The 13535-nt window shown below is 61.1% G+C and carries 7 protein-coding genes; 2 read left to right on the forward strand and 5 right to left on the reverse strand.

Going from position 1 to position 13535, the window contains the following annotated elements:
- From ABHR63_RS07680 to ABHR63_RS07695, 4 genes are all read right to left on the reverse strand, one after another.
- Entirely contained in the window at nucleotides 1-714 is a 714-nt protein-coding gene (locus tag ABHR63_RS07680) for an ABC transporter ATP-binding protein (RefSeq protein ID WP_346965192.1), read from the reverse strand.
- A 253-nt stretch (nucleotides 715-967) separates the two neighbouring features.
- Nucleotides 968-2173, reverse strand: a complete 1206-nt coding sequence (locus tag ABHR63_RS07685; RefSeq protein WP_346965193.1) for an ABC transporter permease — start codon at nucleotides 2171-2173, stop codon at nucleotides 968-970.
- The gene (locus tag ABHR63_RS07690) at nucleotides 2160-3347 is read right to left on the reverse strand and encodes an ABC transporter permease (protein ID WP_346965194.1); all 1188 of its coding nucleotides are present in this window, start codon (nucleotides 3345-3347) and stop codon (nucleotides 2160-2162) included. Before ABHR63_RS07690 ends, ABHR63_RS07685 begins: the two co-directional genes overlap by 14 nt.
- A gap of 9 nt (nucleotides 3348-3356) precedes the next feature.
- Nucleotides 3357-4295, reverse strand: coding sequence for an ABC transporter ATP-binding protein (locus ABHR63_RS07695; protein WP_346965195.1), 939 nt, complete (start codon nucleotides 4293-4295; stop codon nucleotides 3357-3359).
- 198 nt (nucleotides 4296-4493) lie between these two features.
- On the opposite strand from ABHR63_RS07695, the gene ABHR63_RS07700 reads away from it, so the two are divergent.
- Entirely contained in the window at nucleotides 4494-5639 is a 1146-nt protein-coding gene (locus ABHR63_RS07700; RefSeq protein ID WP_346965196.1) for a sensor histidine kinase, read from the forward strand.
- Entirely contained in the window at nucleotides 5636-6265 is a 630-nt protein-coding gene (locus ABHR63_RS07705) for a response regulator (protein ID WP_055310726.1), read from the forward strand. The genes ABHR63_RS07700 and ABHR63_RS07705 overlap by 4 nt, the downstream gene beginning before the upstream one ends.
- Before the next feature lie 594 nt (nucleotides 6266-6859).
- Here ABHR63_RS07705 and ABHR63_RS07710 read toward each other — a convergent pair.
- Nucleotides 6860-13141 (reverse strand): Spy0128 family protein, encoded by a 6282-nt coding sequence (locus tag ABHR63_RS07710; protein WP_346965945.1) that lies wholly within the window; start codon nucleotides 13139-13141, stop codon nucleotides 6860-6862.
- Nucleotides 13142-13535 lie beyond the last annotated feature (394 nt).

A 13535-nucleotide genomic window follows, 5' to 3' on the forward strand; every position in this document is an offset into this window, starting at 1 on the left:
CTACCAATCGAGCTCGGCGGCCGCGACGGGCGACTCGTTGAGCTCATCCTCGACGATGCGCCCGTCGCGCAGGCGCAGCACGTGATCGGCCATGCGCGCGATGGCGGCATTGTGGGTGACAATGATGATGGTGCAGCCGTACTCGTGATTGACATCTTCCATGAGCTGCAAGATTTCCTTGGACGTCTTATAGTCAAGCGCGCCCGTGGGCTCGTCGCACAGCAGCAGGCCCGGGTTTTTGACGAGTGCGCGGCCGATGGCGCAGCGCTGCTGCTGGCCACCCGAGACCTGGCGCGGGAACTTGTTGCGGTGCTCGTAGAGGCCCAGCGAGCGCAGCAGGTCGTCGACGCTGAGCGGGTTTTTGGACAGGTGCGCCGTGACCTCGATGTTTTCCTTGATGGTGAGATCAGGCACCAGGTTGTAGAACTGGAAGACAAAGCCCAGCTCGCGGCGGCGATACTCGCCCAGGTCGGCGGGCTTGAGCACCGTGAGGTCGCAGCTGTCCACCAAAATAGAGCCAGCGTCGGCATCCTCCAGGCCGCCGATCAGGTTGAGAAAGGTCGACTTGCCCGAGCCCGAGGGACCCAGCATGACGCAGATTTCGCCGCGGTTGATGGACGTGTCGATGCCATCGAGTACCGTCAGGCGCGCATCACCGTCGCCGTAGTGCTTTTTGAGCCCTTTGACCTGGACATAGGCTTTCTGCGTTGCCATGGCATCCCCCATTGTTAGCCTCGTACTACTTTATGAACGTAATAGTAAACCTTGGCGAACTATTTTGGGGCGAGAGTGGGGATTTGTTTCAGACTAGTCATTGGGGACGTTCTTAAATGACCAGTCACAAGGGACGCTCTTTCGCCACCCGGCAGTTGGGGACGCTCCTTATCTGCCCCCGATGGCTAGTCATTTAAGTCTGTCCCCAATGAATACTTTTGGTCGTTTAAGTCTGTCCCCAATGAGTAGGTGTCTAGGCGTGGGATTTGTTGTGGGCGAGGGCTAGGCCTACGGCGGCGATGGCCGCGGCAAAGAGCACTGTGACGCCCAGATCGCAAGCGATGTCGCCCAGCACGGTGGACGTCAGGTCCGCGGCGAGCGCCTTGCCAATCGCGTCGTTCACCCAATACGTCGGCACAAAATGCGCCGCGGTCTGCACGGCTGGGCCCATCAGCGACAGCGGCATCCAGGCGCCGCCCAAAAACGTCATGAGCATGCCGAGCAGGTTGCCCACACCGTTGAGCAGCTCCTCACGCGCACCCAGGCTCGAAAGGGCAAAGCCAACGGCCAGAGGCGTGCACGCCAGGGCAAACGTCGCCGCCAGCGCCAGGCACACTCGACCCACGCCGACCTCGGCAACCGCGCCGGCAAAGCCCACGACGCCCATCATGCTCGACACGAGCCAAATGCAGACGGTGAGCACCGCGGCAGCCGCGAACACGGCGAGCGAACGCTGGCGCTCGGAGACCGGGCCGGCCTCCATGCGGCGCACGCGCTCGGGCTCGTTCATGCCCGAGAATACCAGTCCCACCGACACGATGACCGACGAGATAATCGCGTACGCGCCAAAGTTGAAGTACGACTCGAGCGTGGCGGCGGCTGTCGAGTCGACCTTGACCTGCTCGATCTCGACCTCGGCACGCTTGGTGGCCGCATGTTCGGCAGCCTTGGCGACGTCGCCGTTGGAGGCAGTGGGCTCAAGCGCGGCCGCAGCACCCGCGAGCGAGATCCAGCGCGAGGCCTCGGCAGACGAAAGCGCTGCCGCCATGGTGCCGGAACCATAGGTCACGTCGAGTTTGGGCAGAGACTCCCCCGCGCGAGCGGCTGCAACGAGGTCGTCCTCAAACCCCTCCGGGATAAAGAACACGCAGTCGGCGCTACCCTTGGCGCTGTTGCTCTTGGAAAGCGCGTCCGCAAGATCGTAGGTGTCGTCGCCGACGCCCGTGACCAGCTCAAAACGAGAACCCAGATGCTTGGTAAGCGCCCGCGAAAGGTCGCTATTGTCGCGGTCGACCACGATCACGTTGGCATCGTAGGGCTCGTACTCGGTGAGCTGCGACGAGTTCCAGCTCACCGATGCCGCGATGAATACGCCCATGAGCGAGATGAACACCGTATAGATGAGCAGGTAGAACGGGTGCGCCAGCGCCATGCGAAGCGCAGTCTTAAAGGTGCTCATAGCGGCTCCTTCCAAAGGTCAGCGTGGCGGCGGCAACGAACAGCAGCGCCATAAGGACCAGCGCGCCGGCGCGAACGACAAAGGGGCCCAGGTCCTCAAAGAAATACAGGCGGTTGAACATGTCGCAGATGAGCTTGACGGGGTTGAGCCAGCACTCGGCCGGGCAGGCGCGGGCGACGTCGTCGGCAAGCGCCATCGCCGGCTCGCCGTAGAGGCCGGCGAACAGGGCGCACGTGGTAGCAAAGCCCGTGAGGATGCCGGACTTGGACGCCTTGCCGCCCTTAACGGGAAGCGTGCCCACAAAAAGGCCCAAGCCCGTGGCGGCAAGCGCGGAAGCGGCGCCACCCACCAGACACAGCCCCTCGCGCCCGCCAAAGTCGACGCCCACGACCAGGCGCACGTAGCCGATCGCGATCGTCATCGAGGCAAAGGAGACCAGCCACGAGCCGACAAAGATGCCGGTCAGCGATGCCGTCTTGGAAAGACCGCCCACACAGCGACGTGCGCCAAGGCCCGACAGATTGGGCTGCAGGTCGACGACGCTCAAGGCGGCAAACTCCGCAGACATCATCGCGACCAGGCCAAAAAGCGCGTAATAGTAGATGACCGTGCCATCGGGCGTGGTGCGTGTCAGGCTTACGCGGCGGGTACCGCCCTCGAGCGATAGAGCGCGCGCAACCGCCTCCGGGTCGGCGAGCGCCGCCGGGTTGTCCTGGGCAATCTGGGACATGAGCTCGGCATTTTGTGTATACGAGCTTGCCACCGTCTCCAGAATACTGCGGTCGGTGAGCACCGACGTCGCACGCGAGCTGCCATAGCTCGAAAGCAACGTGAGTTTGGGCGTGCCCGCATCGTCGACCGTATAGATGCCCGCGACCTCGCCGGCCTTAAGCGCACGGTTCGCATCGGCTGCGTCGTCGAGCTCGTGGATCTCGAGCAGCTGATCGCCGCCTTCCTTGGCAAGCGACGTCGCCACGTCCTTAAAGGTCGAGGCGTCCCAGGCCTCGTCCGCTATGACGGCAACCGGTACCGGGTCGACCGTGCCGTCAGAGCTCAGATTCGCAAACATAAACATGAACATCGTGGAAAGTGCGATGGGAAAGAGAGCGCCCCAGACCCACGTGCTCGGCCGGCGCAGCAGCGTCTTGACCGTAGTGATGATGGTGTTGAACATGACTGCCCCCTAGTCGCGCAGCTCGCGGCCGGTGATCTCGAGGAACACGTCGTTGAGGGTCGGCGGCTCGCTCCACACGCGGCCGAGCGCCACATCGGCGGCGCGCAGCGTGTCGAGGATGTCGACCAAATTGTGCGGGCTCGCTTCGCAGGTGCAGACGAGCTCGCCGCCGGACAGCTCAACCGAAAGCACGTGCTCGAGGGCGCGCAGCCGCTCGACCGTGGCGGTCTCGACGGCGCCGACCTCGACAGTCACGCGCTCGCCCATTTGAATCATGCGTTTGAGCTCGTCATTGGTGCCCTGCGCCAGCACACGTCCGCCGTCCATGATCATGATGCGGCTGCAAATCTGCTCGACTTCCTCCATGTAATGGCTGGTATACACCACCGTGGCGCCCTCGTCGCGCAAGCGGCAGATGCCCTCCAGGATGGCGTTGCGGCTCTGCGGGTCGACCGCCACCGTGGGCTCGTCAAAGAAGATGAGCTCGGGCTTGTGCGCGATACCGCAGGCGATGTTGAGGCGACGCGCCAGGCCGCCCGAGAGCTTGCCGGGGCGAAACTTGGCAAAGTCGCCCAGCCCGACAAAGTCGATCGCCTCGTCCACCAGCGCGCGGCGGCGCTTGCGGTCGTTGACGTAAAGGCTGCAGAAATAGTCGATGTTCTCGCGCACCGTAAGCTCGTCAAACACCGCCACCTGCTGCGGCACCACACCGATGCGGCGCTTGAGGTCGTAGCGGGCGGGCGTCATGGGCTCGCCGAACAGCTCGATGGTGCCTTTGTCGTAGGCGAGCAGCTGCAGGATGCAGTTGATGGACGTGGTCTTGCCCGAGCCGTTGGGGCCCAGCAGGCCAAAGATCTCGCCGGGGGCGATGCTCAGGCTAAAGTGGTCGAGCGCGATAAGGTCGTCGTAGCGCTTGACGAGGTTTTCGACGTGGACGATGTCTGTCATGAGGCGGCCCTTCCGTTGATTGCGGCCCGGTACGATTGCATCATCGCAGGAGCCGCCGGCACGCGCCAGTGAGCTTTGTCACGAGTGTGGGGCTTGGTCGCACGGTCTGCCGACGTCCCCGCTTTGCCGCGTGGGAGGAATGTCACGGTTGCTCCGGGTGGCGCCTCCCCCATGCGCGGCATCGCGTACAATACCCGTATGAACAGGCTTTTCGACAAATCGATCGTGCTGGCGTGCTGTATTGCGGCCGCCATGGGTCTTGCCGTGGACGCTCGTCTGGTTGTGGCGTTTTGCCTTGGCATTATTGCCACCTCGCTGTCCGAGGTCACACAGGGGAAACGCACCCGGCGCGCGAGCGAGGCCGCGAGCTGCGCTTACATCATCGCGGCCGTCGTCGTGCCGCCGTTTGTGCCGTTTGCGCCCCTCGCCCTCTATGACATCGCGCGACGCGTGCGCCGTGAACGCATCTGGCCCGCGCTGGCGATTGGCGCCGTGTTTGTCTGCGCGCTTGTCGCGGACCTTCGCGGCGGCGCGCTCACCACCCGAACGCTCCTGCTGACCGCCATCCTTTCGGTTGCCGCCACCTTGCTATCGCTACGTACCGCGCAGCTGGAGCGCGAACAGGAACGCATGCGTCGCACCCGCGACAAGCTGCAAGAACGCGCCCTGGCACTCGAGGCACGCAACCGCGACCTCGCCGACCGCCAGGACTACGAAGTCGAGCTCGCGACGCTCGCCGAACGCGCCCGCATCGCGCGCGAAATCCACGATAACGTGGGCCACCAGCTCACGCGCGCTTCGCTTCAAGCCGAGGCCCTACGCGTGGTCCACGCCGACGAGCCTGGCGTCGCCGCCGATTTCGCCGACGTCAAACGCACGGTTGACGAGGCGCTCCAGCTTGTGCGCACCAGCGTCCACGCGCTCAACGACAACGCCGTCGACCTTTCCGTGCAGCTCGAACGCATTGTTGAAGGCGCGCGCTCGGACGGCGGCCCGCAGATTGAGCTTGAAGTTTTGGCCGAGCATGCACCCGCCAACGTCGCCAACTGCTTTGCGGCGGTGCTGCGCGAGGCGCTTTCCAACGCCATGCGCCACGCTTGCGCCCAGACCGTCACCGTACGATGCATGGAGCATCCGTCGTTTTACCAGCTCATCGTTACCGATGATGGCGCGGACGCGACCCCGGCGAGCAGCAGCAACGTCGTAGAAGGCATGGGGCTCGCCTCCATGCGCGAGCGCGTCGAGGCGCTTGGCGGAACCTTCACCGCCGGCCTGCGCGCCGGCGCCCCCGGCTGGCGCGTGTTTGCCACCGTCCCCAAACAGCAAGGAGATGAGGACCGATGAGGCTCATCGTTGTCGACGACGACCGCTTAGTGGTCGATTCGCTCAAGATTATCCTGGGCGCCCAGCCGCAGATCGAGGTAGTGGGTACCGGCGCCAACGGCAACGACGCGGTTTCGCTCTATGCCGAACACGCACCCGATATCGCGCTGCTCGACATTCAGATGCCGGAACGCGACGGCCTATCGGCGGCACGCGAGATCCTTGAGCACGAACCCACGGCACGCGTGGTGTTTTTGACGACATTCTCGGATGACGAGTACATTGTGTCGGCGCTTAAACTGGGCGCCCGCGGCTACCTGATTAAAACCGATGTCGCCGCCATTCCACCAGCGTTGGCGCAGGTCATGGCTGGCAAGCGCGTGCTCGAGGGCAAGGCGATCGAGGACATCGATTTTGACGGAACGGACGTCGAGGCGGGCACGCCCCGCCGGCCCGCAGCCTTCGCCAGCCTGACCGACCGCGAGTTCGAAGTCGCCGAACTCATCGCCCGCGGCCTCGACAACAAAGAGATCGCCGCCACCGCCTACATGGGCGAAGGCACCGTGCGCAACCACATCAGCTCAATCCTGGCAAAGATGGGCCTGCGCAACCGCACGCAGATCGCTATCGCCTACCTGCGAGGGTAGTTGCCCGAAGACCGACCGTTCCGGCATAGCAAAATGGCTGCTACCGATTTAAGGCCATTTCAAAACTATGCCGGTTTACGGGGCCAAACTCAGGACCCCCATCCATACCCGCGTTTTCTGCAAAATGACGGCTCGTCTACCTGCGGTTTTATTTTCACGAATATCGGCATGGTTGGAGACTCGTAACTCAGCCCCGTAAACCGGCATAGTTTTGTTCGGGCGGCCCTGGACGAGTGCCTCCGCCAGCCTCGCGGGACCAAAATGATCCGTTTTCCTCCGTCCCCAAGGGATCAGCCGGAACCGCTCGCCACGAAATCGGCCCATCTACTACGTTTGACGCGATACCCATGACCATACCTTCGTTTTGAACAAAACCACAGGCGTTCTACCTGCGGTTTTGTTTTCGCGTTTTTGGCATGGTTGGGGGTAAGGGACTAAACGTAGTAGATGGGCCGGTTTCGTGGCGCCCCCGGCACACAAAAGTGCCGCCACGGAGGAGGGAGATGCCTCCGTGGCGGCTGGGGATAGGAGTAGGTCGGGATTTAGCCCTGCCGGCCGCCCGGGGCCTTTTGGCCCCGGGCGCTGCCAGCGTGCCTAGCGCTTACGGATACCCCAGACCAGGGCTCCGACGCCGGCCATGGCGATAACAAATGCCATGAGCAGTGCGGCGGCCTGCTGGTCACCCGTGGTGGGCAGGAAACCCTTAACCGTCTTGACGATGTTCGTCACGGTCTTGGGCGTGCCGGGATCGGGCATCGGCACGGGCGTCTCGGGCTTCTTGTACGCGTTGTTGAACACGATACCCTCAACGCTCTTGTCGCCCTTAGTATAGGTAACGCTCGCCTTGAGGTTACCCTCACCGTCGTCGACCACGTTGACGGTCGCGGTAAAGACGGACTTGTCATAGGTCATACCGGGCTCGTCGCCCTTGACCTCGCTGATGGTGTAGACGTGCGTGCCGGGCTCGCTGTACTCGAACTTATCGAAGCTGATCTTACCGTCGGCATCGTTGGTGACGGTGGACTCGATGCCCTCGCCAACGAGCTTAAAGCTAAACTCGTCCTTCTTGAGCTCGCGTCCCTCGAGCACCTTGATGGCGCCGATGGAAACCTGCGTAGGCATGGCGTGATACTTGTTGGTAAAGCCAGCCGACTCGGTAGTTCCCTCGAGCTTGTGCGCCGCGGTCAGCGTGCCATCACCATTGTCGGAGACGGTGGTCACGACGGTGTAGGTCGTGCCGTCATAGGTGACGCCCTTGTACAGGCCGAGCGCGTTGGGGCAAGCCTCGCGCAGCGTGTACGTGTGCGTGCCGGGCGCCTTGTAGCGGATCGGGCTCAGCGTAACGTTGCCGTTGGCGTCGTTGGTACCGCTGGCGACAACCGCGCCGTCCTCGAGTAGCTCAAACGTGAACTCGCCGGCTGCAAGGTCGCGGCCGGTCAGACGCTTGACTGTCTTGACCTGATCGGTCACGGACGAATCGGTAGGTGCCACGCCGTAGGTGTTGGTAAACGTGAAGGCAGCACCGTCGTCGCCTTCGCGCTTGACGCTCAGATGCCCGGCACCGTCGTCAGACACGGTGTAGGAAACCTTGCGCGTGGCGTTGGTGTCATTGGTCACGCCAGGGGCGCTACCGGACTCGGTCACCGTGTAGGTAAAGGTGTGCGAGCGCGGAGCGGTGGGGGCTGCGGGCTCGGACTCGTCGCCGGGCTCGTCAGCGTTGGCATCAGCGTCGGCGTCGGCCTCTGCCTCGTCAGCATCGACGTCGTCAGCTTCGTCTGCCTCGGCCTTATCGGTCGCATCGTCCGTCACGCCCAGAGCGCGGTTGAGGTCCTCGAGCGTAAAGTGGATCTTGCCAAAGTCCACGTTACCGACTGCGTCGTTAGTTACGGTCGTGCGCTCGGGCATCGGGGCACCTGCCTCGTCGGCGGTCACGGTAAAGGTGAACTTACCCGTGATGTCGGCCGGGGTCAGGCCCTCGGCAACCTGGAGCTTCTTAGTACCGGTGAGCGCAGCATCCACGGCGTCGGCGCCGTAGACGTTCTCGAACAAGGGCTCGACGCCGCCGTAGTCGACCGTCGCCGTCAGGGTACCGTCACCGTTGTCGACGACGATAACCTTAAAGCCAAAGCTCCACGTTGTAGCGGAAACGCCATTCGGCAGCCCGAATAAATCTTCGTAGGCCGTGTAGTTAATGGTCCAGGCAAGCTTGCCGTCCTTATCGGTACGATAAGCAAGCCCAGCAGCCTCAAGATTAGCAAGCATCTTGGTGTCGTAGTGCAGCGTATCAAAGCTCACGTGCCCGCCGATATTGGGCTTGAGGTTTTCGTATGCCACAAGCTCACCCTGATAGGCGATGCCGAACCAGAACTCGCCGTCGGCCATCGGGCGACCGGTCAGAGTCTTGGTGGCAACGACCTGAGCAGCGGTACCACCAGGCGTGTTGGTCGTAGCGCTGTAACTGTTGTGGAACGGCACCAGGGCCTTCTCGACCTTGTTCTCGCCACTCTTGTGGACCGTCTCATGCGTGCCCTCGGGACCGCCGGAAACGGTCGTCGTAGCAGTGAGCGTGCCGGCGGTGTCGTCGGCGATGGCGATCGTCACCGTGCGCACGGCGTCGTCGTAGGTGTAACCGGGCTGGCCGTCGTTCTTCTCGGCCACGGTGTACGTAAAGGTCTTGCCGGCGTCAGCCTGCGTAAATATAACCTCATGACCAGCCAGAATGTCGATCAGTCCGACCGTTGCCTCTGCCGCTGCGGGGGACTTGAAGCTATTAGCCCCGGGCAGCAGACCGAGCGCGCGAGCCGAAGCGTCGTCAGCAGGTGTCACGGTAAAGGTGAACTGACCCTCGGTCATGGGGCGGCCATCCAGATACTTGCTGAGCCACAGACCGCCGGCAGCGGTGTAGTTAAGCTCAGTGCGGTACGTGTTGGTAAAGCGTCCGTTTTCCTTCTTGGTGACGTTGGCGGTCAGGCTGCCATCGCCGTTCTCGGTCACGGTCACTTCGGCGGTTGCGACATGCGCGTCATACGTCATGCCGACCGTGCTGCCCGCGTTCTCGCGAATCTCGTACTTATAGGTTCCGGCGGCAGCGTAGTGAATCTTGCCGAACTTGATGGCGGCAATGCCGTCCTTCGCGTCCTTCTTGCTCACGGTTACGGTTGCGGGATCGGGCAGTGGGGCGTCTTCGGGGGCGGTGATGGTAAAGCTGAACTCGTCCCCATCCGTCCAGTCGCGGCCGCTGATGACCTTGCTCAGGTCAAAGTCGAGCTCCGCATCGAGCGGGGCCACGCTGTAGGTGTTCTTGAAAGTCGCAGCCGTGGCGTCCTTCAGGACATGCTCGGCCTTGAGGGTGCCGTCGCCGTTGTCCGTGATGGTGGTCTCGATGGTGTACTTGGCGTCACTGTAGGTGATGCCCTTGCTGGTGGTTCCGCCCTTGATCTCGCGCAGCGTGTAGGCGTGCTTGCCGGGCTTGTCGTATGCGACCTTGCCCATCGTGATCGCGCCGTCGGCAGCGTTAGTGCCGGTAGCGACAACCTTATCGCCCTCGACGAGCTCGAAGGAGAACTCGCCTTCCTTGAGCTCACGCCCGGTCAGGACCTTGTTCGCGGTGATCTGGTCGGTGACGCTCGTCTCGACAGGCGTCACGTTATAGGTATTGGTGAACGTGAAGGCCGCATCACCGTCCGGCTTGCGGGATACGCGCAGATTCCCCTTGCCGTCATCGGTCACGGTGAAGGAAACCTCGCGCGACGGCTTAGCGTCGTTGGTCACGCCAGCGACCTCACCGGACTCGGTCACGGTGTAGGTAAAGGTGTGCTCGCGCTTCTCGGGCTTCTCACCCACAGCCTTGTTAAGGTCGTCGAGCGTAAAGGTAATCTTGCCAAAGTCGACCTTGCCGTCAACGTCGTTGTGCACGCTCGTGCTCGCAGGCATAGGTGCGCCCTCTTCACCGGTCACGGTAAAGGTGAACTTGCCGGTGATATCAGCCGGGGTCAGAGCGTCGTCAACCTGCAGATTCTTGATACCCGCAAGCGATGCCTCGGTAGCATTCGTGGTGTAGGCGTTCTTGAACTCGATGCTCTTGACGTCCTTGGCGTCCTTCAGCTCGTGCGTGGCAACCAGCTGGCCCTTGCCGTTATCGGCGATGGTCGTCACGATGGTGTAGACCGCGTCATCGTAGTCAATACCGCCGGAGTTGCCCTTAACCTCATGCAGCTTGTAGGTGTGCTGGCCGATCTCGGTGTACTTGATGGCACTGAACGTCACCTTGCCGTCGGCAGCGTTCTTAACGGTCTCGATAAGCTCAGAGTCCTCATCCTTAATCTCGCGCAGCTCAAAGCTGAACTCACCGACCGTAAGGTCGCGCCCGGTCAGAGACTTGGTCACGGCAATCTGACTGGTTACGCTGGACTCAACAGGATTCGTAGCGTAGGCGTTCTTGAACTCGGTCTCACCCGAGGTCGCCTTCACGTCAGCGCTCAGTTCGCCCTTCTTATTGGGCTTCACCGTCACGGTGATCTCCGCGACGTTACCGCTGTAGGCGATGCCGTCAATCGTGGTCCCGGCGTGCTTTTCACTGACCTTGTAGACGTACGTGCCAGGTTCGGTGTATTCGACCGTGCCGAAGTCGATGACAGCCTTGCCCTTGTCGTCCAGGTCAGCCTTGCGCACGATCGCAGTCGTAGTCGCAGGCATCGGGGCGCCGTTCTCGGACGTCAGGCCAAACTCAAACGCGTCAGTATCCCTCCAGTCGCGGCCCTCGAGCACCTTGGTTAGACCAAAGCTGGCTTTGGTGTTCACCATTGCCGGCGTCATGTCATACGCAAAGCTGATCTTGCCGTTGTTGCCCAGGTAGGAATTGACATGCGTCGCGGCCGCCTTGGCGGACATGTTGTTCCACTTGAAGTTGAGAACGTCGGTCGCGGTGCCAGTGTTGTTGTCGCCCACACTCTCCTTGGTGGTGTGGAGCTCGTCGATAAAGGCTAGGCGCGCGGTTCCCACGCTAAACGAAAGGTTGCCGCCCTCGTCGGCAACAATAGCGCCGTCAAACTTCGCAGCGTCGCCGCCGATAAACTCGATGACGGTGGTGGCGGGCTTGGCCTCGCCGTTCTCGCCCTGCTCCTCAAACTCATCCTTGTAGTAATAGGTGCCGGTATCTGCCAGTGAATTCTTTGCGGGCTGTGTGCAGTCCTTGTCCGTGTAAATGGGAGTCTGCTTCTGGAAGTAGTAGTAGCGGTTGGTGTCGGCCGGCTCAAAGGTCGCAACCGTATCACCCAACGCACCACCGCTCCACTTGTTCGCGTAGAAGCTCACGGTCTTGGTGCCGTCAACGACAGTCGTATTATGCTCGATGTAGTCCTTGAGCCCCGTGACCTTCTCGGGCGTAAACAGGTTGTCAAGTGCGGCGCTCTTCACGCTCGAGGCATACTTCACCTGAATGGGCTTAACGTTGTCGACCGAAAGCTTGCCGTCTACGGTCTTAAAGTGGCTCAGCGGAATCAACGACGCAGGAATGTTAACCGTTACAATATCGCCCTTCTGGGGATTGTCAGCGCCAGCACGCTGCACGGTGATGAGCAGGTCTTTTGCCTTGCCGGTGAACTCGTATGTGTCGGTATTGGTTTCTTTGTTGAACGTCTTGCTCGCCTCGGTAAACGGCGTGCCGTTGATGACGACTTCGGTAAATCCGTCGACCTGCATAAAGTCGCCCAGCTCGTCGGTAAACGTAATGTAGCCAGACTTGGTCTCGTCGTAGCCCTTATGGATTTCGGTCGGATAAGGCGCCTCCGATGTGATGGCCTGTGAGATGTCGTCGAAGACCTTCTTGAGCTCTTCGGCGTTGGTCGCCGACTTGTAGTAGTCGGAGTTTTCCGCGCGTGTGCCAAGCTTGTCGCTCGCATACGACGTGGCATCGGGATAATTACTCGACACGGCGTGCATAAACTTGTTGACGTCGCTTGTCCCCTCTTTCGAGGGATCGTCAGCGGGGTCCGCTCCACTAAAGATGCCGATGGTATAAACGGTGGCTTTGCCATCCTTCATCTTCTTGGCAGCCGTCACGGCACCCATGGCGACGTCAGAATCAAACTCGCTGAAGCTCGTTGGCTTGCCGTCGGTAAAGAACACAACGATCTTCTTGGCATCTGCGCGGCCAGAAGTGATATCCCCGGCCAGTTCCAGACCATAGTCGGCACGCGTGGCACCGCTTGGTTTGATTCCAGCAACTGTATCCTCAAGAACTTTCACGTTGCCGCCAGAGCAATCGGTCAAACCCTTCATCACCTGCGAGTTGTTGTACCAAAATTGCCCTTTCTTGTACTGGTCATTGCCGACCTTATTGGTCTTATCACCCGCAAACTTAACAATGGCAACCCTGTGCTGCCTATCGACACCCTCGATACCCTCGTTTTGCTTGGCAATGGTATTGATAAAGCTGTTCGCAGCGCTCTTCAGTGCATCGATACGCTTGGTGGAATCTCCGCCACCCATAGGATCATCCATCGAGCCAGAGGCATCCAGCACCATCACGATGTCAAGCGGCGTGGTGACCGTCACGGTTGAATTAGACGTCGAGGACATCGCCGAAAGCGTGGTCAAAAAGTCCGACTCTTCGTTTTCCTCGGTTGCCTTGACCGTCTTGTCGGTCCAGATTCGACCGACGTTTTGGGTCGTTACCTTATTGCCACCGTGGCCTGCCGCCCAGATTTCCCAGCGACCGCTGGTGTCGGGGTCGGCGACCTTTCCGGTCATTATCGGTCCGTCCATTCCTGTGCTGGACCTGGCGTTGGCCTCGGGCAGCATGGCGAATGCTGCGGCTGGCAACACCAGCACTACGGCCAGTATCACCGCCAAGAGACCCCTCGTGTACTTACCCATCGTGTCTCCCTTCTCGCGGTCTCAGACCTTGCATCAGCCTAAAGTTACGGAATGAGACACAATTAGGGCAGGTGACACATGTTCCAGATTCGGTTTTGAGCGTGAGACAAATGTCTCACCAAAGTTGAGACACGGCGTTTTCGCAGGAAAACGGGTGCGACTCGGAGCCATCAGGCAAAAATGACCCACTTTCCTCCGTCCTTGGGGGATCAGGAGCTGTTACGGGTATGGTGCCATTTCAAAACTATGCCGGATTACGGGGCAAAAGTCGGGGCCCTCATCCATACCCTCATTTTTTGAAAAACGGCAGGCTATCTACCTGCACTGATAATTGTCCTTGGGGGAAGCGGGCACTGCGGGGGCGCGTCAACAGCGCGCGATTTCCGCGTCGCAG

Origin of the sequence: Collinsella aerofaciens, from assembly GCF_039752775.1 — a bacterium.
Lineage (GTDB): Bacteria > Actinomycetota > Coriobacteriia > Coriobacteriales > Coriobacteriaceae > Collinsella > Collinsella aerofaciens_R.